Annotated in this window: 20 protein-coding genes and 1 other RNA gene; 9 read left to right on the top strand and 12 right to left on the bottom strand. The window is 69.9% G+C overall.

The window, feature by feature from the left end:
- Positions 1–57: 57 nt before the first annotated feature.
- Positions 58–903, bottom strand: a complete 846-nt coding sequence (locus ACIPSJ_RS00320; protein ID WP_401342325.1) for a hypothetical protein — start codon at positions 901–903, stop codon at positions 58–60.
- A gap of 346 nt (positions 904–1,249) precedes the next feature.
- On the opposite strand from ACIPSJ_RS00320, the gene ACIPSJ_RS00315 reads away from it, so the two are divergent.
- Positions 1,250–1,957, top strand: coding sequence for a hypothetical protein (locus tag ACIPSJ_RS00315; RefSeq protein ID WP_401342323.1), 708 nt, complete (start codon positions 1,250–1,252; stop codon positions 1,955–1,957).
- Positions 1,958–2,061: 104 nt separating this feature from the next.
- Here the strand turns inward: ACIPSJ_RS00315 and ACIPSJ_RS00310 are convergent, their stop codons facing one another.
- The 5 genes from ACIPSJ_RS00310 to ACIPSJ_RS00290 form a co-directional block, all read right to left on the bottom strand.
- Positions 2,062–3,096, bottom strand: coding sequence for a hypothetical protein (locus tag ACIPSJ_RS00310; RefSeq protein WP_401342321.1), 1,035 nt, complete (start codon positions 3,094–3,096; stop codon positions 2,062–2,064).
- The gene (locus tag ACIPSJ_RS00305) at positions 3,084–3,746 is read right to left on the bottom strand and encodes a hypothetical protein (protein WP_401342319.1); all 663 of its coding nucleotides are present in this window, start codon (positions 3,744–3,746) and stop codon (positions 3,084–3,086) included. Before ACIPSJ_RS00305 ends, ACIPSJ_RS00310 begins: the two co-directional genes overlap by 13 nt.
- A gap of 241 nt (positions 3,747–3,987) precedes the next feature.
- Entirely contained in the window at positions 3,988–5,184 is a 1,197-nt protein-coding gene (locus ACIPSJ_RS00300) for an acyltransferase (RefSeq protein WP_401342317.1), read from the bottom strand.
- Entirely contained in the window at positions 5,181–7,409 is a 2,229-nt protein-coding gene (locus ACIPSJ_RS00295) for a bifunctional polysaccharide deacetylase/glycosyltransferase family 2 protein (RefSeq protein WP_401342315.1), read from the bottom strand. Before ACIPSJ_RS00295 ends, ACIPSJ_RS00300 begins: the two co-directional genes overlap by 4 nt.
- On the bottom strand, positions 7,409–8,074 hold the full coding sequence (locus ACIPSJ_RS00290) for a hypothetical protein (protein WP_401342313.1): 666 nt from the start codon (positions 8,072–8,074) through the stop codon (positions 7,409–7,411). The genes ACIPSJ_RS00295 and ACIPSJ_RS00290 overlap by 1 nt, the downstream gene beginning before the upstream one ends.
- An 18-nt stretch (positions 8,075–8,092) precedes the next feature.
- Between ACIPSJ_RS00290 and ACIPSJ_RS00285 the strand changes: the two genes are divergently transcribed.
- Positions 8,093–8,290 (top strand): hypothetical protein, encoded by a 198-nt coding sequence (locus tag ACIPSJ_RS00285; protein ID WP_401342311.1) that lies wholly within the window; start codon positions 8,093–8,095, stop codon positions 8,288–8,290.
- Positions 8,291–8,599: 309 nt separating this feature from the next.
- On the opposite strand, the gene ACIPSJ_RS00280 is transcribed toward ACIPSJ_RS00285, so the two are convergent.
- Positions 8,600–9,574, bottom strand: a complete 975-nt coding sequence (locus ACIPSJ_RS00280) for a LysR family transcriptional regulator (protein ID WP_355717222.1) — start codon at positions 9,572–9,574, stop codon at positions 8,600–8,602.
- A 621-nt stretch (positions 9,575–10,195) separates the two neighbouring features.
- On the opposite strand from ACIPSJ_RS00280, the gene ACIPSJ_RS00275 reads away from it, so the two are divergent.
- The 7 genes from ACIPSJ_RS00275 (at position 10,196) to ACIPSJ_RS00245 (ending at position 18,806) form a co-directional block, all read left to right on the top strand.
- A complete protein-coding gene (locus ACIPSJ_RS00275) occupies positions 10,196–10,846 on the top strand; it encodes a hypothetical protein (protein ID WP_401342308.1) in 651 nt (216 codons plus the stop codon).
- A 143-nt stretch (positions 10,847–10,989) separates the two neighbouring features.
- The gene (locus ACIPSJ_RS00270; RefSeq protein ID WP_401342306.1) at positions 10,990–12,429 is read left to right on the top strand and encodes an MFS transporter; all 1,440 of its coding nucleotides are present in this window, start codon (positions 10,990–10,992) and stop codon (positions 12,427–12,429) included.
- Positions 12,430–12,540: 111 nt separating this feature from the next.
- A complete protein-coding gene (locus ACIPSJ_RS00265) occupies positions 12,541–13,827 on the top strand; it encodes an ABC transporter substrate-binding protein (protein WP_401342305.1) in 1,287 nt (428 codons plus the stop codon).
- On the top strand, positions 13,824–14,711 hold the full coding sequence (locus tag ACIPSJ_RS00260) for a carbohydrate ABC transporter permease (protein WP_401342303.1): 888 nt from the start codon (positions 13,824–13,826) through the stop codon (positions 14,709–14,711). Before ACIPSJ_RS00265 ends, ACIPSJ_RS00260 begins: the two co-directional genes overlap by 4 nt.
- Positions 14,708–15,532 carry a carbohydrate ABC transporter permease gene (locus ACIPSJ_RS00255; protein ID WP_401342301.1) on the top strand — a complete coding sequence of 275 codons (825 nt, stop codon included), beginning with the start codon at positions 14,708–14,710 and terminating at the stop codon, positions 15,530–15,532. The genes ACIPSJ_RS00260 and ACIPSJ_RS00255 overlap by 4 nt, the downstream gene beginning before the upstream one ends.
- An 11-nt stretch (positions 15,533–15,543) precedes the next feature.
- Entirely contained in the window at positions 15,544–17,796 is a 2,253-nt protein-coding gene (gene yicI / locus ACIPSJ_RS00250) for an alpha-xylosidase (protein ID WP_401342300.1), read from the top strand.
- Positions 17,796–18,806 carry a LacI family DNA-binding transcriptional regulator gene (locus ACIPSJ_RS00245; protein ID WP_401342298.1) on the top strand — a complete coding sequence of 337 codons (1,011 nt, stop codon included), beginning with the start codon at positions 17,796–17,798 and terminating at the stop codon, positions 18,804–18,806. Before yicI ends, ACIPSJ_RS00245 begins: the two co-directional genes overlap by 1 nt.
- Positions 18,807–18,883: 77 nt before the next feature.
- On the opposite strand, the gene ssrA is transcribed toward ACIPSJ_RS00245, so the two are convergent.
- From ssrA to ftsE, 5 genes are all read right to left on the bottom strand, one after another.
- Positions 18,884–19,270, bottom strand: a transfer-messenger RNA (tmRNA) gene (gene ssrA, locus ACIPSJ_RS00240).
- Between the two features lie 111 nt (positions 19,271–19,381).
- Positions 19,382–19,924, bottom strand: a complete 543-nt coding sequence (gene smpB / locus ACIPSJ_RS00235) for an SsrA-binding protein SmpB (protein ID WP_355717281.1) — start codon at positions 19,922–19,924, stop codon at positions 19,382–19,384.
- Positions 19,925–20,007: 83 nt separating this feature from the next.
- Entirely contained in the window at positions 20,008–21,177 is a 1,170-nt protein-coding gene (locus ACIPSJ_RS00230; RefSeq protein ID WP_401342296.1) for a S41 family peptidase, read from the bottom strand.
- 68 nt (positions 21,178–21,245) lie between these two features.
- Positions 21,246–22,163, bottom strand: a complete 918-nt coding sequence (ftsX, locus tag ACIPSJ_RS00225; RefSeq protein ID WP_355717202.1) for a permease-like cell division protein FtsX — start codon at positions 22,161–22,163, stop codon at positions 21,246–21,248.
- A 22-nt stretch (positions 22,164–22,185) separates the two neighbouring features.
- The gene (gene ftsE, locus ACIPSJ_RS00220; RefSeq protein WP_359220984.1) at positions 22,186–22,875 is read right to left on the bottom strand and encodes a cell division ATP-binding protein FtsE; all 690 of its coding nucleotides are present in this window, start codon (positions 22,873–22,875) and stop codon (positions 22,186–22,188) included.
- Between the last annotated feature and the right edge of the window lie 13 nt (positions 22,876–22,888).

Genomic DNA, 22,888 nt, shown 5'->3' with positions numbered 1-22,888 from the left:
GGAAGAACGAGGCGCCGCGGGATCACCTGCCCGCAGCGCCCTGATGCCCTCAACGCTTCACGCGTCGATCGGGTTCTCCTCGCCCCCGATCAGCTCCTCCTTGTCCGGGAGAAGGTCAGTGATCTTCTCCCAGATCTTTCCGTTCCGCGTGCGCACCAGGCGCAGTACGCTCTCGGGCCCGACCTGCCCTTCCAGGATGGGCTCTTCGGGCTTCTCCCTGACCCAGTAGCCACGCGGCCCGCAGTCCCACACCGCCAGAGCCCGGATCATCGCGGCTCGCTGCCCCTCGTGCCTGCCGTCCCAGGCAGTACTGATACGCCATGTCGCGTTCAGGGCCATCACGAGTTCGGCGAACTCGCCCAGTTCCGGCTCCGTGGGGCTACCGGACTCGATCAGTGCCTTGAGAATGAGATCTCTGGTCGCGGCCTCGTCGCCCTGCCCCTGGTCCAGAACCGACAGTGCCGCGTCGAGGGCACCCATTGTCGTCTCGATACAGGAGACGTCCGAGTTCGCTTGGTCGTCGGCCTGCAGGTTGACCATACGCGCCAACTCCCAGACCAGACTGTGCGGGGCGATGGGCGTGTACTCGGCCTCCTCGTCTCCGGGCCAGCCTTCGTGAGCGACCACCGACTCCTGACCGACGATGACCCCATGGTTGATCGTCCCGTGCTCGCCTGTGACCTCCACTGTCGCAAGGACCAGCGGAGCAGCCAAGGCGCTGAGGAGGCCCCTGAGGATCGGCGCCAGTTCGCCCTCCTCGCCGACCAGGCCGATCCGCTGGAGTTCGACCAGCGATTCCCACAGTTCCTCGGGCGGTGTCTCGCCGTCCAGAAGGTGCGCGAGGACCGCGATGTGGCGGTCGGCCAGGCGAAAACGTGCGCGCGAGCTGTCGTAGGAAGGCATGGAAGGCGTCTTACCTCGGTCTCTCGTGGCAAAGCCGCCAGAACTCCCCCGACGGCGTGCGCTGTCTCTTCAGGGCGCCGCATTTCATGGCCCCACGGCCACCGTATGGCACGTCGCTGTCGCGCTCCCGATGCGTTGTCGAGCATGACGTGATGAACAGGGCGTTCGTCGAGATGCGGTACAGGGGGCACCGATGCCCAAGGCTCCCTGTACCGCCATCTCCACGTCCGGACAAGGTAGTTGCGCGAGATCGGACTCTCTGGCCTCGGGTCGCCCGGTGACACTGTCGCCATGCCCTGGATAGGCTCTGGTCATTACATTGCGGAAGCGATGGAGGGAGTCGTCGGTGGTGTTCGGCAAGCGTAAGGCGCAGGAGCAGGGGCCTCCTGTCCCCGCCGTCGACTGGAGGGACGTTCGCCGCTTCACCATCGGAAGGACCGAGCGATCAGTCATCCATGGCAAGAAGCCCCAGCTCGGTCGTCTCGCGGTGCGGGTTCCCCGACAGGCGAAGGACGTCCGGACCTATGCGCCCTGCGGCTATTTCCGGACCGACTCGCCCAGCAATCCGGTGGATGAGCCGATGCTCTACGAGGACGAAGCGGCCCAACGGGTTCTTTGCACCGTCGACGATCCCATGGACGTCGGCAAGGAGGTGCACCGTAGCGTTCGGGACAGTGAAGGGCGGGTGATCGGCACGATCCGCCGCATTCCCTCCTCGAACAGGATGGTTCACCATACTTGGCGAATTGACCAGCCGGGCCAGCCCGAGATCGCAGGACGCAGCCAATGGTCGCTCGCCAACAACAGCCCGAAGGGCTTGGCGTTGCGTGGCCTCGAGTCGACCCTCAATGCGGTTATGGAGCTGGCAGCGGACGGCGACAACCGAACCACTGAGGGGCGCACACTCGAATGGAGAACCGAGGACGAGCTGGTGATGGTCTCCAAAGGAATCCCGCAGATCGACAGCAGCATTGATATGTCGATCAAGGTGGGGTGGCTGGATCGACGTCTGGCATTCGCCGTCGCCATGGTTCCGGATTTTCCCAAGCTATAGCCCTGAACCGCTCCGGGGCTCGCGGAGGCGTGAGCTTGGGCCCCGGTGGGGATCTGACCGGCCACCCTTGTGCCACCTGATCAGACCCCCGTCGACGAAGCACCTCACCTGTTGACGGACTGGATCTCCTGCACGGTGACATCCTGCGAGCGGCCGAAGGAGCCGGGAGCCAGGTCGTGGGTGCCGCCGCCGTCGCTGCCGGTCCAGCTGATGTCCCAGGTGATGGTGGCTTTGAGCTGGTACGAGCCGTTGCCGGACGAGCGGAGGTACTTCACTCCACAGGGTGGTGTCTTGTCGGCGTCCCCCGCGGTGTACTTCTCCCCGACACTGCCGTTGTCGAACTCGCAGACCCCGGAGGCCGGGTAGGTGACGGCGTCGGAGGTGCCCGGCTCGATCTTGAGGGAGACGGGTGTGGCGGTGGTCGTGGCCCACATGCCCAGGGCGTCGATGCGCGCGGTGACCGACACCGGCCTGAAGGTCGCCCGGTCCAGCCACGCCCACGTGGGGAGGTTGACCTTCGTGGTCCCGGCGGGGGCCAGGCTCACGTCCTTGGAGGGCACCCGGATCTCGTTGTAGGCGAGTTGGGCGAGGATCTCCGGCGTGACGGCGTTCTTGATGTTGGCCGGCGGCGCGTCACCGGTGTCCACCCAGAAGTAGGGCTCCTTGCATTGGTCCCAGCCGGGCGGGAACGACTCGTTGACGTACGAGTCCCACCAGTAGCCCTTGCCGGTCTTGTCCTTGTTGAAGTCCTTGTAGGGGTGGCCGTTGACGTACCGGTCGCGCTGGGTCGCGTCCCACCCGTCACCGGTCGAGCCGGCCTCCCAGATCGGCTCCAGGTACGCCTGCAGCTCGGCCGGCGTGTACTTCGGCGCGTACCAGCACGCCGGCGGGGTCCAGGACGTGGTGGAGGTGATGGACCCGACGGAATCGCCGGAACCGTTCTTGGAACGGTCGTAGACGATCATGCCGACGGTCGAGGAGATCTTGCCGTCGCCGGAGGAGTCTCCGTGCTCCTGCGACCCCTGACCGTTGTTTCCTTTGCCGTCGAGGTCCGCATAGGCCGCTTGGGAGGCGAGGACGGGAGCACTGGCCAGCGCCAGGACCGTCGCAATCCTCACCAACTTCCTTATGGCTGGCACGCCTTGTCCCCCCTGTTTGAAACGATGTCAGTGGTCTGCCAGACACCATCGGCGTTCTTCGTGAGCGTGGTGTGGTAGAGCACATAAGACCTGGAGGTCGCCGCGTTCCGGTCGACCTTCTTGGTCTTCTTGTTCTTGACGAAGGCCTTGCTCTCGTCGGAGCAGTAGGTGACGTAGGCCTGCTTCGCGCCGGAGAGGGTCACCTTGCGGTCGAAGAAGCGGATCTCTCCGATCCACGTGTCGCTGTCGTTGATGAACCCATTCGCATAGGTGATCGACGACTCCAGCGCCTTCCCCGTGTTGTAGAAACCCAGCGCCTTGGTACCGGTGCTCCCCTTGAAGATCGCCTCGTCCACGGCGTTGACGCCGAGGGCGCTGTCCGCGAGAACGGCGTCCTTGGTCGCGTCCCCCGTCTTCGTGTCCTCGAAGACGTTCTTCGCGTCGGAGGGGAACGTGATCTTCGGGCGCCCCGCGGCGTCCGCCGTCGAGGCCGACGCGCTCGGTGAGGCCGAGGACGATGTGTCGGTGTCCGCGCCCGCGATCTTGTCGTTCGACTTGGAGTTGTCTCCCCCTCCGCCGCAGCCGGCGAGCAGAAGTGCCGTTGCCGTGCCGGCGGTGAGAGTCGTGAGCAGGCGGAGACGGCGGGTCACGGTGGGCTCCTGACGGGGCGGGTGATGTCGTAGAAAGCAGCCGATACGGTAGCCGGGAGGACGCCGACGGCACCAGAGCGAATGGTCGCGTCCGCTTCGCGCGAAGCGGCAAGAAGCGGGGCATTGAGGGGTCAACCGGCGTGCCGGCGGCGGCCATTGGTGCGTTCCTGTGACATTGCGGCAGCGGTCCGTGGCCGGGCTGTTGGCCGCTGCAAAGGGTCTGTCAGGTCCGAAGGCGCCGTCAGGTCCGGCGGCGGGAGCCGGAGCCGGGGGGTCGCGGGGTTCCGGACGGCCACAGTCGGGGGGTGCGGCCCGCTGCCGCGTCCTCGATCCAGCCGAAGGCAAGGATGGCGAGTGCGATGAGCGGCCAGACGACGACGAACATCCAGAGGCCGTAGGTCGAGTCCAGCCAGCCGGCCGCGCGGTCGGACTCCATGAAAGGCAGGTTGTAGGCCTGGTCGATGATGGGGACCGTGGCCATGATGAGCATGTTGTGCCAGAGGTAGATCGTCACCGCGCGGTTGTTGGAGAGGGTGACGAGCCGGTCCCAGCGGCGGAGGCGGCCGGGCAGCTCCGTCCAGGACGGGGCGTACTGGAGCAGCAGCACGACCGCGCCGAAGGACCAGCAGGCCTGGGCCAGGGGGATGTCGTTGAGGTCCCAGCCGTCGGGGCCCTGGTGGCCCGACGCCCACCACAGGCCGACCGCCATCACCAGGCAGGAGAGCGAGACCGCCGCGTAGCGCGGGACCTTCGCCAGGACGCCTTCGTGGTGGGCGAAGCCCAGGAGCCAGCAGCCGCCGTAGACCGCGAAGTCCGTGACCGCGTTGCCGGTTTCGCCGGGGATCGTGATCAGGCCCGTGCCGACGACCGCGGTCAGGGCGAGGGGGGCCAGGACCGTCGGCAGGGGTGCCCGGCGGAACGCCCGGAGCAGCAGCGGGGAGAGCAGGACGAACCAGAGGTAGGCGCGCAGGTACCACAGGGGGCCCGCCGCCTGTTCCGCCCAGGTGTCGTCCAGCAGGCCCGACGCCGAGCCCAGGTGTTCGGGGTAGGGCGGGGCGCCGACCGGGACGACGTAGTCGAGCAACTGCCCCCAGCCGGTCCAGCCGCCGCCCAGATCGGGATCGCGCAGCGGGTTCCAGCCGGCCACCACCATCAGGGTCAGCAGCACCGCGCCGAACAGCCACAGCGGCGGCAGCAGCCTCCGCAGCCGTCCTCGGATCACGCTCGCCGCCGGGCGGTTCAGGCTGCGCGCCATCAGTGCGCCCGCCAGCGCGAACATCACGCCCATGGAGGGGAAGAGGACGGTCAGCCAGGGCCAGCCGAAGAGGTGGTAGACCACCACGCGGAGCAGGGCGAGGGAGCGGAGGAGGTCGAGGTAGCGGTCCCGGCCCGGTCGGCGCCCCGCGGCAGCCGTCGTCGCGGCCTCTGTCTGTGTCATGCCGCCCGCCTCCCCTGACCGGCCGCCGTCCCGCCCGCCGCCCCGCCCGGTGCCTCGACCACACCCGTGCGCCGCAGCTTCTGCCAGCGCAGCCGGCCGCCGGTGAGGGCCGTGATCCAGGACTGGAGCAGGACGACGTACATGAGCTGGCGGTAGAGGATCTGCTGGAGCGGGAGGGAGATGAGGTGGGTCATGCGTTCGCGGTCCAGCCGGAAGGCGTAGGCCGCGCAGACCGCCTGGACGGCCAGTACGCCCAGCCAGGCCCCGATCGTCTGCCGGGTGGGGCCGAAGAGGATGCCGTAGAGGAGGAACGCGTCGATCAGGGGTGCCAGCAGCGGGGCGACCACCATGAACAGCGAGACCAGTGGCAGGCCCACCCTGCCGAAGCGGCCCGACGGGCCCCGGTCCAGCAGCGCCCCGCGGTGTTTCCAGATCGCCTGCATCGTGCCGTACGACCAGCGGTAGCGCTGGGACCAGAGCTGGGAGACGGACTCCGGGGCCTCGGTCCAGGCCTTGGCCCGCTCCGCGTACACCACCCGCCAGCCGTGCCGGTGGATCGCCATCGTGATGTCCGTGTCCTCGGCGAGGGTGTCCTCGCTCATCCCGCCGACCTGTTCGAGGGCGCTGCGGCGGAACGCGCCGACCGCGCCGGGGATGGTGGGCATGCAGCGCAGGACGTCGTACATCCGGCGGTCCAGGTTGAAGCCCATCACGTACTCGATGTGCTGCCAGGCGCCGATCAGCGAGTCCCGGTTGCCGACCTTCGCGTTGCCGGCCACCGCGCCCACACGCGGGTCGCCGAAGGGCTGGACCAGCTCCCGTACGGTGGCCGGTTCGAAGACCGTGTCGCCGTCCATCATCACGACGATGTCGTGACGGGCGTTCAGCAGGCCCCGGTTGAGGGCGGCGGGCTTGCCCGCGTTCACCTGGCGGATCACCCGGACGTCCGGCAGGCCGAGGTCCTCCACGATCCGGGCGGTGCCGTCCGTCGAGCCGTCGTCGACGACGAGGATCTCGATCGGGTGCTCGCCCGCGCTCAGTGAACGGACCGTGTTCTCTATGCACTTGGCCTCGTTGTACGCGGGGACGAGCACCGAGACCGGTTCGGTCACCGGCGGACCCCAGCGGAAGCCCTTGCGGCGGACCCTGCGGGTGTGCGCGAAGGAGAGCAGCAGCATCAGGGCGAACCGGGCGAGCACCGACGCCCCGATCACCGCGAGGGCGACCACCAGCACATCCGTGACGCCGTCCGCCGCCTGGACCAGGAGGATCCAGGCCCGGCCCTGCCACAGGTCGGAGCCGGTGACCGGGGTGTGCGCGCTCGGTGCGTTCAGGGCCTCGGTGAGGTTGTCGAACGTGTAGCCCTGCCGCTCCAGCCGGGGCAGGAACTCGTCCAGGGCCTCGACCGTCTGGTGGCGGTCGCCGCCCGAGTCGTGCATCAGCACGATCGCGCCCTTGCCGCCGCGCGGGGTCGCGTTGCGGATGATCTGCCCGACGCCGGGCTTGCGCCAGTCCTCGCTGTCCGTGTCGTTGACGACGGTGATGTAGCCGCGGCTGCCGATGTACTCGGTCACCGGCCAGGAACGGTCGTCCATCGCGTCGGCGAAGGAGGAGTACGGCGGCCGGAAGAGGGAGGTACGGATGCCGGCCGCGCCGGTGATCGCCAGCTGGGTCTGGGACAGCTCCCAGTCGATCCGCTTCTTCGACTGGTACGACAGGTCGGGGTGGCTGAAGGTGTGCACCCCGACCTCGTGGCCCTCGGCCACCATGCGCCGGACCAGCTGCGGATAGCGGGAGGTCATGGTGCCGGTGACGAAGAAGACGGCGTGCGCGTGGTGCTTCTTCAGGACGTCCAGGACCTTCGGGGTCCAGGTCGGGTCGGGGCCGTCGTCGAAGGTGAGGACCAGGTGGCGGTCGGGGATGCGCAGTGACGTCGTACGGCCGCCCCGCGTGTCGATGACCGGACCGCCGTCGAGGATCTTCTCGGGGACCTTGTCGGTGGCGGCCTCGGGGCGGACGCGGTGGTCGGCGAGGATCTCGCTGTGCACGTAGCCGCGCAGCATCAGCATCGCCATCACGGCGACGAGCACCAGCACGGGCAGGGCCAGCCGCATCGGGAGGCGCGTCGGGAGGCCCGTCGGAAGGCGCACGGGCAGGCGGCGGCGCCGGGAACCGCCGGCGCGGGCCGTGGCGGCGGGCTCCTGGCGGTGGGAGCGGGGCGCCATCACAGGACGGGGGCGGCGGACGGGCCGGCGCCGGCCGCGGTGCGCGGGGCCGCGCCCTCGGCGACCGGGCCGCCGGTCGGGGCGGCCGACTCGCTGGGCGAGGCCGGGGGCGAGGACGCGGGCGAGGCCGGGGTGTCCGGGGAGGGCGCCGCCGAGGACGGCGGGGCGGACCCGGACGACGACCCGGGCTGCGGCGAGGCCACGGCGCCCGCGGTGCCCCCGGCCGACGCCGTCGGCCGCACGTCCGAGGAGGGGCTCGGCCGGACCGCCGGCCCTCCGGTGCCCGTCGCCCGGGAGGAGCCGCCGGCCGTCGGGGTCGTACCGGCGCCGGCGACCGGGCCGGCCACCGAGGAGCCGTCGTCCGCGGACCGGCCGGAGCGCCCGGGCCGCGGGGAGTCGTGGACCTGGCCGGCCGGCTTGTCGGCGTCCTGCCCGGGCACCGGCAGCCAGGGCGCGTCGGAACTCCCGGACAGCAGGGTGACGACGATGACGACCGCGTACACCGCGCAGGCGAGGGCGACGGCCATCCCGAGCCGGCGGAACCGACGGCTACGACGCCCGGACGCGTCGACGAACACCGGCGCGTCGGAGCCGTCCGCCGCACCGGGCCGGATCCGCACCGCCCCGACCTCGTTCTGGACGGTCACCTCGGCGGGGTCGTGCACGGGGGCCGGGGGCCCGTCGTGCGGAGCGGCCGGAGTCCCACCGGGGTCCTGCGCGGGAGCCTCGACCGGCTCACCGCCACGGCCACCGGCTCCACCACCGCCACCGGCACCACCGCCACCACCGCCACCGGCACCACCGGCACCACCGGCACCACCGGCACCGGCTCCACCGCCGCCGCTGTCACCGCCGCCCCCACCACCCCACGGGTCCCGTAACAAGCCGACCGGCAGCAGCTCGGTCGGCTCGGCGCCGTCAGGGTCCGGAGCGGGTGGCTCCGGGTCGTCTCCCCCGGCCATCGGTACATCCCGGGCGTCCAGGACCACCTGGGGCAACTCCGGTTGGGTTTCTTCTCGCCAACTTTTCACGCGCGTACATCCCCCCACGGGACTGTTCCGGGCGCGTTGACGAACCCGAGCACACGTCGTCGGAACCAGGCCCCCACCCGGGTCCGAGCGCCCCCTTCCAGCTCTCCGTGCTCGGGGCCATGAAGCTAGCGCACGCGGGGATGCCGTGTTCTCGATGTGTCATTTGCGGTCGTCCATCACCTCTTGATCACTGGCCGGAATCCATCCGTCGGCCGGCCGCTGAAGCCACCCTTCCGCCCGCCCGAGTTCGGCGGCCGCCCGCCGCAACGCGTCCACTCCCGGATGGACCAGCCCCTTTCGCCACACGAGCGACACGGGCGACAACGGCACCGGAGCGATCAAGGGGCGCGAGACCGTCCCAGGTATGGCCGGAAAACCCACTACCGCGAGGATCGGATTCCGGGTCTTGGCCATGAGTCGCTGGAACTCCTCCTCCCCGACGGCCAGCGGCGCCGGTGGCGCGACCGCGATACCTCGCCCTTCGAACAGGTGAAAGGCCAGGTCAGTCCATTCGAGGGTGCGTTCGTTCCCGGCACCGGCGTAGACCGTCTCGCCCGCCAGCGCGGCCAGCGGCACCGATTCCAGCGCCGCGAGCCGATGATCGGAGGGGAGAATTACGGCCATGGGTTCGAATCGCACGGGCTGGTGTTCGAGCCCGGAGCGCAGCGCCGGATCCAGTCCCGCGAACCGTCCGAAGGACGCGTCGAGCCGCCCGGCGAGCAGTTCGGCGGCCGCTCCGGTGAGCCCGCTCTCGTAGCGGGCCATCAGCTCGCCGTCGGGGGCGAGTTCGCGGGCGCGGTACAGCACCCGGCGGCCGGTCTCCAGGCCCGGCGAGTTGAGGTCCACCAGCAGCGGCCGGGCCTGCCCGAACGCGGCGAGCAGCGCGTCCTGGGCGGCAAGCACCCGGCGGGCGTACGGCAGCAGCCGGGCCCCGTCGGCGGTCAGGGCGACCTGCCGGGTGGTCCGGACGAGCAGCTCGGCGCCCAACTCCCGCTCCAGTCGCCGTACATCACGGCTGAGCGCCTGCTGGGCGACGTACAGCCGGGCGGCGGCTCGGGTGAAGTGCAGTTCCTCGGCGACCGTCACGAAGACGCGGAGAAGCCGAGGGTCCAGGTGAACGGGAGAAGCGGGCATCGGGCGAACCTACCGGTACCCGACGGCACCCGAGGCTTCCCCCGGGCCACTCGGCGGCCTGCTCGACCGCCTGCTCGACGAACCCGCCTGACAACAATGCGACAACGCGGTCCGCCCGGATCCATATCCGGCACCAGTACTATCGGCGCCCTGGCGCCGCCGGAGGCGTTCGCCACCGCCTTCCGGAAGGACCCGAGAACAGTGCAGTCCCCGCTGCCCCGGCGGCCGAAGGGTCCGTCGGCCATCGCCGCGGCGTCCGCCTCCCACACCGCGGCGAGCTCCGGACCCGAGGGCGATTCGGCACCCAAGGCCCGATCCGACGCCACCAGGGTCCCCATGTCCGCGACGGCGGCCGCGTTCGTGGCCGAGAGCGCGCCGAGCCGCGAGGCCGCCGGTACGCGGCCGGACCGGACGGACACGGGTACGGCGGACCCGAGTACGGCAGGCACGCGTACAACAGGCACGCGTACAACAGGCACGCGTACAACAGGCGCCCGGTTACCCCGGGCGGCGCTCCTGGCCGGGGCCGCGGTGGTCGTGGTCGCGCTGATCGCAGGCGCCTTCCTCGTCGGCCGCGCCGGTGGCGACGACACGCGGCGGTCGAGTGCGAAGCCCGATGCCATGCCGGGCACAGCGGGCACCGCCGGACCGTACGACAGCACGCCGAGCCTGCTCGGTCCGCCCCCGGCGTCCGTGTCGCCGTCCGCCTCGCGGTCCGCGTCACCGTCCACGGATGCCACCGGCGCGTCGTCACCATCGTCGGCCACGGGATCGGCCGAGGACGGCCGAGCCACCGCGCAGGCCACGCCGTCCGCCGACTCGGCCAAGGACACCGGCACGGCACGGACCGGGGCGGGCGGCGACGGCGGCTCCTCCTGCGTCTCCGCCAAGGGCTCGGGCGCTCTCACCGACTACAGCGTCTGCGTGTCGTCCGGGACCCTCACCCTCCGCGTCACGTTCCACCGCTCGCAGCCCTTCTACCACGCCTTCTTCAACACCGACGGCGACAGGACGACCGGCTACCGGCTCCCCTATCCGTCGCCCTCGACCCTCGGCGCCGACTACATGATCGAGAACGGCAGCCTCTACCGGAGCCGGGGGACCGACTGGTCCTGGACCGAGACCGAGACCCGCCCGAAGTACACGGTCAGCGGTTCGACGCAGACCTGGACGCTGCCGCTCAGCGGGATCGGCGCACCGACGGGCACCCAACAGCTGGAGTTCAACGCCGGATCCGACTACACCCCGGTGCTCACCTTCAGCCCGAAGTAGCCGGGTGGTCGCGTACCGCGTGACCCGGTACCGGCTGACCGGACGAACCGGCCGGCGTCTCGGCGAACTCACAACCGGAGTGCGTGAATCGGCGCCGAGCAGGTGTTGGACCCCCTGATCGGCTCCGGGCGACGGTGGTGCCCATGCCGCAACCGACCGAACCGACGCCCCAGCAGACGCTCTACACCGTCACCGCCGACTCCCTCGTCGCCGTCGACTTCACCCCCCGCCACCACGGCCGCGACCACGACCGCCACCACGACCGCGCACCCAGCCGCCACCACGACCGCGCACCCGACCGCCACCGCGACCGCAACACCGACGACAGCCACAACCGCAACGCCGACGGCAGCCACGACCGCCCACGTCACCCGCGCCGCCCGCCCGGCCCCTACCGCCGTCTCTTCGCCCTCCCCGGCACCCGCGCCTTCACCGCCGGGAACCTGCTGGCCCGCCTCCCCATGGGCATGTTCAGCATCAGCGCGGTCGTGATGATCGCCGGTGCGCGGGGCTCGTACGCCCTCGCCGGCGCGGTCACCGCGACCGGACTCGCCGCCACGGGGGTGACCGGGCCGTGGATCGCGCGGCTCGTCGACCGGTACGGGCAGGCCAGGGTGGCCGTGCCCGCCACGCTCGCCGCCGTGCTCGGCAGCCTCGCCCTGCTGCTCTGCGTGCGCTACGACGCCCCGGACTGGACCCTGTTCGCGGCCTACGCGGCCACCGCCTCCACCCCCAACCTCGGCGGGATGTCCCGGGCCCGCTGGGCCCACCTGCTGCGCGAGGACCCGGACGCCCTGCACACCGCGAACTCCTTCGAACAGGCCGCCGACGAGCTGTGCTTCATGCTCGGCCCGGTCCTGGCGTCCTTCCTGACCGGCACGTTCTTCCCGGAGGCCGGCACCCTGGCCGGCGCGGTCCTGCTGCTCGCCGGCATGCTGCTGTTCACCGCCCAGCGGGCCACCGAGCCCCCGCCCGGGACCGCGACGGGCACCGCGAGAACACCGCTGCGCGTCCCCTCCCTGCTGCCCCTGCTCGCCTGCTTCGTCGCGACCGGCGCGGTGTTCGGCTCGATGGAGGTCGTCACGATCGCCTACGCCGACGCGCAGGGCCACCGTTCGGCGGCGGGTGCCGTCCTCGCCCTGCAGGCGGCCGGCTCCTGCGCGGCGGGGCTGGTGTACGGCGCCCTCAGGCCGGCGGGACCGGCCGAGCGTCGGCTGCCGGTCTGCCTGCTGGCGATGGCCGCCCTGATGTCCCTCCCCCTGCTCGCCGCCCGCACCCTCGACAGCCTCTGGGCGCTCGCCCCCGCGCTGCTCGCGGCCGGGACGGCGACCGCCCCGACCATGGTGACCGCGATGACGCTGGTCCAGGACCGCACGCCCGCGGACCGGCTCAACGAGGGGATGAGCCTGGTCGTGACCGCCCTGCTGACCGGCATCGCCTGCGGCTCCGCGCTCGGCGGCTGGGCGGCCGAGCACCTCTCGCCGACGGCCGCGTTCACCACGCCGGTCGCGGCGGCCGGCACCGCCCTTCTGGTCGGCGCCCTCAGTCGAATCGCTTCCGGCAATTCCCGCCGGACCCATTGACGATCTCACAGCCCGCACCTACCTTCCTGCGTCGAAGCGCTTCGACGTCCGGCATCGAACTCATTCGACGCCGGACGAGCACCATCCATCCGACTCCCTGGGAGGCACTGGATGTTGACGGCACGAAGGCGAACGGCGACCGCGGCGGTGATCCTCGCCGGATCACTGCTCCTCACCTCCTGCGGCGGCTCGGGCGGCAGCACGTCCGACGCGAAGACACTGCGGCTGTGGCACTACGAGGCCCCCAACAGCGCGATGGGCATCGCCTGGAACGAGGCCATCAAGGAGTTCGAGACGACCCATCCGGGCGTCAAGGTGAAGTACGAGGAGAAGAGCTTCGAGCAGATCCAGAAGACCGCGCAGATGGTCCTCAACTCCTCCGACGCGCCCGACCTCATGGAGTACAACAAGGGCAACGCGACGGCGGGACTCCTCTCCAAGCAGGGACTCCTCACCGACCTGACCGCCGAGGCGGCCCGGCGCGGCTGGGACAAGAAGCTCAGCGCGGGCGTACGCACCACCAGCCAGTACGACGCCGACGGCGTGATGGGCTCCGGCAAGTGGTACGGAGTGCCCAACTACGCCGAATATACGATGGTCTACTACAACAAGGACCTGTTCAAGAAGTACGGGATCGCCGAGCCGAAGACGTTCGACGACCTCACCGCGGCGATGGACACGTTCGTCGAGCACAAGGTCACACCGCTGGCGAACGCGGGCTCCGAGTACCTGGCCCAGCAGTACCTGTACCAGCTCGCGCTCTCCAAGGCCGACCGCTCGTGGGTCGACAAGTACGAGCTGTACCAGGGCAAGGTCGACTTCCACGACAGCGCCTGGACGTACGCGGCCGACACCTTCGCCGACTGGGTGAAGAAGGGCTACCTCGCGAAGACGTCCTCCGGTACGACCGCCGAACAGGCCGGGGTCTCCTTCATCCAGGGCAAGGCGCCGATCCTGTTCTCCGGCAGCTGGTGGTACGGCCGCTTCCAGTCGGAGGCGAAGTCCGACTGGGGCAGCTTCCTGTGGCCGGGCTCGAACCTCACCCTCGGCTCCGGCGGCAACCTCTGGGTCGTACCGAAGAACTCCGAGAACAAGGACCTCGCCTACGACTTCATCGACATCACCATGTCGAAGAAGATCCAGGACCTGCTCGGCAACAAGGGCGGAGTCCCGGTCGCCGCCGACCCGGCCGCCGTCACCGACCCCAAGTCCAAGAAGCTGATCGCCGACTTCAACACCCTCAGCGCCCGCGACGGCCTGGCCTTCTACCCGGACTGGCCGGTCGCCGGCTTCTACGACACCCTCGTCTCCGAGACCCAGAAGCTGATCACCGGCAGCGAGAAACCGGACGCCTACCTGAGCAACCTCCAGACGGCGTACGACAAGGGCACCAAGTGAGGGTGCGCCGGGACTCGTACGCCCTCTTCCTCCTCCCCGGCGCCCTCGCCTTCCTCGCGGTCGTGATCGTCCCGTTCCTGATGAACACGGGCGTGAGCCTCACCGACTGGCAGGGCGTGGGGAGCCCGCACTGGGCCGGGCTCGCCAACTACCGGGAGCTGCTGCACGACACGGAGTTCTGGGCGTCGTTCCGGCACAGCCTCTTCATGGTCGTCGCGATGGCGGTGCTGCCGACCGCGCTCGGACTGGTGCTGGCCGCGGCCCTGTTCGACTACGTCGGCAAGCACTTCGGCACCCGGATCGCGGCCGTCCTGCGCGCCTGCTTCTACCTCCCCCAGGTGCTGCCGGTCGCGGTCGCCGGCATCGTCTGGAGCTGGATCCTCGCCCCGGACGACGGCTCCCTCAACGCCCTCCTGAAGGCGATCGGTCTCGGCACCTGGCAGCAGGACTGGCTCGGCGACCCGGACCTCGCCCTCTACACGGTCATGGGCGTCCTCGTCTGGGTCCAACTCGGCTTCCCGCTGGTCGTCTTCATGGCCGGGCTCGGCCGCGTCGACCCCCAGCTGTACGAGGCGGCCGAGCTGGACGGCGCCGGCTGGTGGCGCCGTTTCCGGCACATCACGCTGCCGCAGCTCCGCCCGGAGGTGTACGTCGTCCTGACCTGGTGCACGATCGCCGCGCTGAAGGTCTTCGGCGCGGTGTACGTGCTGACGAAGGGCGGCCCGGGCGGCGCCACCGACGTCCCCTCCTACTTCTCCTTCACCACGTTCTTCGAGAAGACCCAGGTCGGCTACGGCTCGGCGATCTCCACCGTCCTCACGGTGATCATCCTGGCGCTGGCCGTGCTCGGCCTGAGGCTGCAGAGCCGCACGGAGGACGCATGACCACCGCCCTGCGCCGCTACCCCGTCCTCGTGGCCCTCTGCCTCGCCGCCCTCTTCATGATCGTGCCGTTCCTGATCGTGACAGTGAACGCGGTCAAGTCCCCGTCGGAGTACTCCCGGCACGGCCCGCTGAGCCTCCCCCACGGCCTCTACCTGGACGGCCTCAAGGACTTCTGGCAACGCGTCGACTACACCCAGAAGCTGGTCAACTCCACCCTCATCAGCGGCTCGGTGGCCGTTCTCGCCACCGCCCTGTCCGTCCTCAACGCCTACGCGATCGGTATCGGCCGGATCCGGGGCCGCACCTGGGTGCTGGCCTTCTTCGTGCTCGCCAACATGGTGCCGCAGGAGGCGCTGGTCTACCCGCTCTACTACCTGAGCAAGCAGGCCGGCCTCTACGACACCCGGCTCAGCGTGATCATCGTGTTCACGGTGATCCAGTCGGCGTTCGGCACCTATCTGCTCTCCTCGGTCCTCGGGCAGTTCCCGCGCGAGATCGTCGAGGCGGCCCGGATCGACGGCGCGAACAAGTGGCAGATCCTGGTCCGGATCGTCGTCCCGGTCAGCCGCCCGACCCTCGGCGTGCTCCTGGTCTTCTTCTTCATCTGGACCTGGAACGAGTTCCTGCTCCCGCTGGTCATGCTCGTCTCGAACGACAACCAGACGGTGTCCGTCGCCCTCGGCGTCCTCCAGGGCCAGCGCCTGATGGACGCCACGATGACCAACGCGGCCGCCCTGCTCGGCGTCCTCCCGGCCATCGTCTTCTTCCTCGTCTTCCAACGCACGCTCACCCGGGGCATCGCCGTGGGCGCCGTCAAATAGGAGGTACGTGAGTGAAGTTCACCGACGGCTACTGGCTGCTGCGCGAAGGCGTCACCGCGGCCCACCCGGTCGAGATCCTCGACGTCACCGCCGTGGCGGGCGCCCTGGAGATCCACGCGCCGACCCAGCCCATCCGCCACCGCGGCGACCTGCTGAAGGGACCGGTCCTGACGATCAGCGCGCACACCCCGATGCCCGACGTCATCGGCGTCACCTTCACCCACTTCGAGGGCGAGCAGCCGCGCGGCCCGCACTTCGAGCTCGCGAAGGAGGACCTCGCGTCCCAGGTGTCGTACGACGACGAGTACGCGACCCTGACCTCCGGCTCGCTGACCCTGCGGCTGAGCCGTACGGCCCCCTGGCGGCTGGACTTCCTCTCCGGCGGCCGCGTCCTCACCTCCAGCGGCCCCAAGGGCATGGGCATCATGCGGGACGCGGCGACGGGCGCCCACTATCTGCGGGAGCAGCTGGGCCTCGGGGTCGGCACCTCGGTCTACGGCCTCGGCGAACGCTTCGGCCCGCTGGTCAAGAACGGCCAGGTCGTCGACATCTGGAACGCCGACGGCGGCACGGCCACCGAACAGGCCTACAAGAACGTCCCCTTCTACCTCACGGACGCGGGCTACGGCGTCTTCGTCGACCATCCGGGGAAGGTGTCGTTCGAGGTCGGCTCGGAGGCGGTGTCGCGGGTCCAGTTCAGCGTGGAGTCGCAGCAGCTGACGTACTACGTCATCCACGGCCCGACCCCCAAGGACATCCTGCGCAAGTACACGGCCCTGACCGGCCGCCCGGCCCTCCCGCCCGCCTGGTCCTTCGGCCTGTGGCTCTCCACGTCCTTCACCACCTCCTACGACGAGAAGACGGTGACCTCCTTCATCGACGGCATGCGGGAGCGCGAACTCCCGCTCTCCGTCTTCCACTTCGACTGCTTCTGGATGCGGGAGTTCAACTGGTGCGACTTCCGGTGGGATCCGCGGGTGTTCCCGGACCCGGAGGGGATGCTGGGGCGGCTGCACGAGCGCGGGCTGCGGGTGTGCGTGTGGATCAACCCGTACATCGCACAGCGGTCGCCGCTGTTCGCCGAGGGGAAGGAGCTGGGACACCTGCTGCGGCGACCGGACGGGAGCGTGTGGCAGTGGGATCTGTGGCAGCCGGGGATGGCGCTGGTGGACTTCACGTCCCCGGCGGCGCGCGACTGGTACGCGGCCAAGCTGGAGGCACTGCTGGCCCAGGGGGTCGACTGCTTCAAGACCGACTTCGGGGAGCGCGTCCCGGTGGACGTGGTCTGGTCCGACGGCTCGGACCCGGAGCGGATGCACAACTACTACACGTACCTGTACAACCGGACCGTCTTCGAGGTGCTGCGCAAGCACCGGGGGGAGGCGGAGGCGGTCGTCTTCGCGCGGTCGGCGACGGCCGGGAGCCAGAAGTTCCCGGTGCACTGGGGCGGCGACTGCGAGGCCACCTACGAGTCGATGGCCGAGTCGCTGCGCGGCGGGCTCTCGCTCGGCCTGTCCGGCTTCGGCTACTGGAGCCATGACATCGGCGGCTTCGAGGGCACCCCGACCCCGGCGCTGTTCAAGCGGTGGCTGGCCTTCGGGCTGCTCTCCTCGCACAGCCGACTGCACGGCTCGTCGTCGTACCGGGTGCCCTGGCTGTTCGACGAGGAGGCCGTGGACGTGCTGCGGCACTTCACGCGGCTGAAGCTGAGCCTGATGCCCTACCTGTACGAGGCCGCGCGCACCGCCTCGGCGGAGGGGGTGCCGGTGATGCGGGCGATGGTGCTGGAGTTCCCGGACGATCCGGGGTGCGCGCATGTGGAGCGGCAGTACATGCTGGGGGCGGATGTGCTGGTGGCGCCGGTGTTCGATGACGGGGGGTATGTCACATATTACTGTCCGCGAGGCACCTGGACCCACTTCCTGACCGGCCGGACGGTCACCGGCCCCGGCTGGGTCCGCGAGCAGCACGACTTCCTCAGCGTGCCGCTCCTGGTCCGTCCCGGCGCGGTGATCCCGGTCGGCGCGGTGGCCGACCGCCCCGACTACGACCACGCCGACGGGGTGACCCTGCGGGCGTTCGGTCTCGACCGGGGCGCGCAGGTCACGGTCCCGGTCGGGGACGTCACCTTCACCGTCGTACGCGAGGGGGACACCCTGCGGGCCTCGTGCAGCGACCCGGCGGCGCCCTGGGCACTGGCGGCCGGAGAGCGAACGGCGCGGGCGGCGGCCGGCACCGGGTTCCTCTCCCTGGAGCTGGGCTGATGGTGAAGATCACCGACGTGGCCCGGCACGCCGGGGTCTCCCCCAGCACCGTCTCCTACGCGCTCAGCGGCAAGCGCCCCATCTCCGACGAGACCCGGCGCCGTATCCAGGCGTCCATCCGCGAACTGGGCTACCGCCCGCACGCCGGCGCCCGTGCCCTCGCCAGCAGCCGCTCCAACGTCCTCGCCCTGGTGATCCCGCTGCGCGCCGGCATCCACGTCCCGGTGGTGATGCAGTTCGCGGTGTCCGTGGTGACCACGGCCCGCCGCTACGACCACGACGTGCTCCTCCTCACCCAGGAGGAGGGCGAGGAGGGCCTGCACCGGGTCGCCGACACGGCACTCGTCGACGCCCTGATCGTGATGGACGTCCAGCTCCACGACCCCCGCCTCCCCCTCCTGCGCGCCCTGGAACGACCGTCGGTACTGATCGGTTTTCCTTCTGACGCGACCGGCCTGACCTGCGTCGACCTGGACTTCAAGGCGGCCGGTGAGCTGTGCGTGGAACGGCTGGCGGGACTCGGACACCGGGTGGTCGCACTGGTCGGCTCACCGCCCGAGGTGTACGTCCGCGAGACCGCCTTCGCCCAGCGCGTCGTCCAGGGCTTCACGGCCGCCGCCCACCGCAACGGCATGGCGTCCTCCGTCCACCCCTGCGCGGCGACCCCGGCGGGAGCGCGCCGTATCGCCGAGCAACTCCTGCGCGAACAACCGGCGTTGACAGGCGTCGTCGTCCACAACGAGGCCGCCCTGGAGCCCCTGATCGACGCCTTCGAACACCTCGGCCTCCGCGTCCCCACCGACCTGTCCATCACCGCGATCTGCCCGGACGAACTGGCGGCGGGCCTGCGCGTCCCGGTCACCTCGGTGGCCCTGCCGGCCACGGAACTCGGCGAGCGAGCGGCGGAGTTGCTGATGCGGAAGCTGGACGGGGACGAGGACGCGCCGGACGCGACGCTGCTGGCACCCCGCCTGACCGAACGCGCGAGCACGGCTCCGCGGCTGGCCTGAGGATCACCGGCCCCGACGGCATGACAAAGGCCCCGGTGCTCCGTCGAGGAGCTCCGGGGCCTGTGCCCACATGGGATGAGTGGAGATGGCGGGAATCGAACCCGCGTCCAACGGTGCGGAATCAGGGCTTCTCCGTGTGCAGTTCGCTGTGATTTTCTCGGCCCCGGCAATCACGCGAACAAGTCGCCGACGGGCCCAGTCACTGTTTGATTTCCCATCCGACCCCGTGACCGGGCCGGATGGTTTAGTCCCCTAGATTATGCCAGGGTCCGGGTCGGGAACATCCCCGGTCTGACACCCGTTAGGGCCTTCACTCACTGCTTATTAGGCAGCGAGGGCGAAGGCGCGGGAATCGCTCTTGGAATTGGCGATTATTGGTTGCGACATATGGTTAACGAGATCATTGCCGCTTCCTCGACACGCTTCCCCTGCTTCGACAGCCGCTGTCGAAACCGATCATCCCCATGTTGTTTTTTCAAACCCCTCCGAGGAGGGTGCGCACCCGCTGTGAGGTGCAGTGCCATCGTACGTGAACAACGAGCGACGTGGCCACCGTATTCCGGCGGTGTTCCGCCCTACGCGCCCCGCTGCCTGCGCTTGGCCGCCGCGATCGCGCGGTCCGACTCCCGCCGGTCCTGCTGCTCCCGCAGGGTCTGCCGCTTGTCGTACTCCTTCTTGCCTCGCGCGAGCGCGATCTCGGCCTTGGCGCGGCCGTCCTTGAAGTACAGCGCGAGCGGCACGATCGTGTGGCCGGTCTCCTGGGACTTGACCTCCAGCTTGTCGATCTCCTCCCGGTGCAGCAGCAGCTTGCGCTTGCGGCGCGCGGAGTGGTTGGTCCAGCTGCCCTGGTGGTACTCGGGGATGTGGGCGTTGTGCAGCCACGCCTCACCCCGGTCGATCTGGACGAAGCCGTCGGTCAGCGAGCTCCGTCCCTCACGCAGCGACTTCACCTCGGTGCCGAACAGCACGATGCCGGCCTCGTAGGTGTCGACGATCGCGTAGTCGTGCCGCGCCTTCTTGTTCTGCGCGACGATCTTGCGCTTGCCGCCCTTCTCGCCGTCCCTGGCTTTGGCGGCCGTCCCCTGCTGTTTCTGCTGGGACTCTTTCGGTACGTACATTCCCTTGGCCATAGTGCTCTCCATTTTCGCACTACGGAGGGGGTGCGGGGGAAGCGGATTAGCAGCGGCTTCCGCGGCCGCCCCTACGACGGATCGCCCAGGCCGCTCAGGACCGTCTCCGCCCGCTCCAGCGCCCCGGAGGACACGTCCAGGTCGGGGGTGATGCCCCGGCCGTCGACGGTGTGGCCCGAGGGGGTGCGGTAGTGGCCGACGGTGAGCTCGGCGACCGAGCCGTCGGGGAGGCGGGTGGGCATCTGGATGGAGCCCTTGCCGAAGGTGCGGGAGCCGAGGACGACCGCGCGGCCGCGGTCCTGGAGGGCACCGGTGAGCATCTCGGCCGCGCTCATCGTGCCGCCGTCGACCAGCGCGACCAGGGGTCTCGCGGTGTCGCCGCCGGACTCGGCGTGCAGGGAGCGCTGGGCGCCGTCGACGTCGTAGGTGGCGACCAGGCCGCCGTCGAGGAAGGCGGAGGCGGCGGTGACGGCCTCACTGACCAGGCCGCCGGAGTTGCCCCGCAGGTCGAGGACGATGCCGGCGTCGACGGGCGCCTGCCGTACGGCGGTGCGGACCAGCTCCCCGGAGCCCCGGGTGAAGGCGGAGATCCTGATGACGGTGATACCGGCGGCCAGCTTGCGCACGCTCACCGAGTCGGTGGACAGCAGCGCCCGGCGCAGGGTCTCGCTCCACGCGCGCGTGCCGCGTTCGAGACCGAGGGTGACGGTCGTACCGGCGCGGGCGTCGGTGGCGTCACCGCGCAGTAACGAGACGACGTCGGTGACGGGCCGCCCGTCGACGTCCTCGCCGTCGACGCTGCGCAGCCGGTCGCCCTTCCTGATGCCCGCCTCGGCCGCGGGCGAGCCGGCCTGCACCTTGGTCACGTCGATCCGCCCGCCGGCCGTCCGCCGGGCCCACAGCCCGACGCCCGTGTACTGGCCGTCGAGCGCTTCCTCGAACTCCTGGTACTCGCCCTCGGAGTAGACCGCGGCCCACCGGTCCCCGCTGCGGCTCACGGCCCGTTCGGCGGCCTCCATGGGGGACTTGCCGTCGGCCATCGCGTCGGCCGCGGCCTTGGCGACGTCCTCGTGCCCGTCGGCCGAACGCGCGGCTCCGGTGGGTGTCTTCCGGTCGGACTGCCCGGGGTCGGGAAACGCCCCGGTGGCCGCCCCGGTCACCAACAGCCCTGCGAACACCAACGTCAGAGCCGCCCCCCGGCGAACCCGGCGGGGCTGACAGAACAGCTCTCGGCCTGACATGCCGGTGAGTCTAGGACAAGGCAAGAGGGCCGTACGGGCGGTTGCCCGTACGGCCCTCTTGGCATGCGTCACACCTTCAGGTACTTGCGCAGCGCGAAGAACGCCGCAAGCGCGGGCATCAGCAGGCTCGTTGCGAGGATGAGCGGGAGCTTGGTCAGCACCGCGTCCCAGCCGATGAAGTTGATCAGATTCAGCTTGTGGGACAGGTCCAGGCCGTGGTCGATGATGAAGTAGCGGGCGACCACCAGGAATCCGCAGGCGACCGTGCCGCCGATCAGGCCGGCGACGGCGGCCTCCGCGATGAACGGGGCCTGGATGTAGAAACCGGAGGCGCCGACCAGGCGCATGATGCCGGTCTCGCGCCTACGGCTGAACGCGGAGACGCGCACGGTGTTGACGATCAGCATCAGCGCGACCACCAGCATCAGCGCCATGACCATGCGGGCCGCCCAGTTCATGCCGTTGAGCAGGCCGAAGAGGTTGTCGAGGATGCCCTTCTGGTCCTGGACGGACTGGACGCCGTCCCGGCCGTCGAAGGCGGTCGCCACGACCTGGTACTTCTCCGGGTCCTTGAGCTTGATCCGGTACGACTCCTGCATCTGGTCCGGCGTGAGGGAGTCGGCGAGCGGCGAGTCGCCGAACTGCTCCTTGTAGTGCTTGTACGCCTCGTCCTGGGACTCGTACGTGACCTTCTCGACCACCGACATCTTGCCGAGGTCGGCCTGGATCTGCTTCTTCTGGTCCTCGGTCACCGCGCCCTTGGCGCAGTTGGGGTCCGACTCGGCGTCGCTCTTGTTGCAGAGGAAGATCGAGACGTTGACCTTGTCGTACCAGTAGCCCTTCATGGTGTTGACCTGGTCGCTCATGAGGAGCGAGCCGCCGAAGAGCGCCAGGGACAGGGCGACCGAGACGACGACCGCGAAGGTCATCGTCAGATTGCGGCGGAGACCGACTCCGATCTCCGACATTACGAACGAGGCACGCATGGCGTCCGGTTATGCCTTTCCGTCAGTGCTGGTAGCCGTAGACGCCGCGGGCCTGGTCGCGGACGAGTCGGCCCTTCTCCAGCTCGATGACGCGCTTGCGCATCTGGTCGACGATGTTCTGGTCGTGGGTGGCCATGATCACGGTGGTGCCGGTCCGGTTGATGCGGTCCAGCAGCTTCATGATGCCGACCGAGGTCTGCGGGTCGAGGTTGCCGGTGGGCTCGTCCGCGATCAGCAGCTTGGGCCGGTTCACGAAGGCGCGCGCGATGGCCACGCGCTGCTGCTCACCGCCGGAGAGCTCGCCGGGCCTGCGGTCCTCCTTGCCGCCGAGCCCGACGAGGTCGAGCACCTGGGGCACGGACTTGCGGATCTCGCCCTTGGACTTGCCGATGACCTCCTGCGCGAAGGCCACGTTCTCGGCGACCGTCTTGTTGGGCAGCAGGCGGAAGTCCTGGAAGACCGTCCCGAGCTGGCGGCGCATCTGCGGCACCTTCCAGTTGGAGAGACGGGCGAGGTCCTTGCCGAGGACGTGCACCTGGCCGTGGCTGCACCGCTCCTCGCGGAGGACCAGCCGCAGGAAGGTGGACTTGCCGGAGCCGGAGGACCCCACGAGGAAGACGAACTCACCCTTCTCCACTTCCAGGGAGACATCCCTGAGTGCGGGGTGGGTCTGCTTGGGGTAGACCTTGGAGACATTGTCGAATCGGATCACGGATGCACCACGG

Source organism: Streptomyces sp. NPDC090088, assembly GCF_044747345.1.
Taxonomy (GTDB): domain Bacteria; phylum Actinomycetota; class Actinomycetes; order Streptomycetales; family Streptomycetaceae; genus Streptomyces.
This window is presented reverse-complemented; position numbering and strand designations above follow the sequence as displayed.

Excerpts from the sequence above, each read along its gene's own strand:
- ACIPSJ_RS00320 (WP_401342325.1), bottom strand. The coding sequence starts at position 903 with ATGCCTTCCTACGACAGCTCGCGCGCACGTTTTCGCCTGGCCGACCGC.
- ACIPSJ_RS00300 (WP_401342317.1), bottom strand. The coding sequence starts at position 5,184 with ATGACACAGACAGAGGCCGCGACGACGGCTGCCGCGGGGCGCCGACCG.
- ACIPSJ_RS00295 (WP_401342315.1), bottom strand. The coding sequence starts at position 7,409 with ATGGCGCCCCGCTCCCACCGCCAGGAGCCCGCCGCCACGGCCCGCGCC.
- ACIPSJ_RS00280 (WP_355717222.1), bottom strand. The coding sequence starts at position 9,574 with ATGCCCGCTTCTCCCGTTCACCTGGACCCTCGGCTTCTCCGCGTCTTC.
- ACIPSJ_RS00275 (WP_401342308.1), top strand. The coding sequence starts at position 10,196 with ATGCCGGGCACAGCGGGCACCGCCGGACCGTACGACAGCACGCCGAGC.
- ACIPSJ_RS00270 (WP_401342306.1), top strand. The coding sequence starts at position 10,990 with ATGCCGCAACCGACCGAACCGACGCCCCAGCAGACGCTCTACACCGTC.
- ACIPSJ_RS00265 (WP_401342305.1), top strand. The coding sequence starts at position 12,541 with ATGTTGACGGCACGAAGGCGAACGGCGACCGCGGCGGTGATCCTCGCC.
- ACIPSJ_RS00255 (WP_401342301.1), top strand. The coding sequence starts at position 14,708 with ATGACCACCGCCCTGCGCCGCTACCCCGTCCTCGTGGCCCTCTGCCTC.
- ACIPSJ_RS00245 (WP_401342298.1), top strand. The coding sequence starts at position 17,796 with ATGGTGAAGATCACCGACGTGGCCCGGCACGCCGGGGTCTCCCCCAGC.
- smpB (WP_355717281.1), bottom strand. The coding sequence starts at position 19,924 with ATGTACGTACCGAAAGAGTCCCAGCAGAAACAGCAGGGGACGGCCGCC.
- ACIPSJ_RS00230 (WP_401342296.1), bottom strand. The coding sequence starts at position 21,177 with ATGTCAGGCCGAGAGCTGTTCTGTCAGCCCCGCCGGGTTCGCCGGGGG.
- ftsX (WP_355717202.1), bottom strand. The coding sequence starts at position 22,163 with ATGCGTGCCTCGTTCGTAATGTCGGAGATCGGAGTCGGTCTCCGCCGC.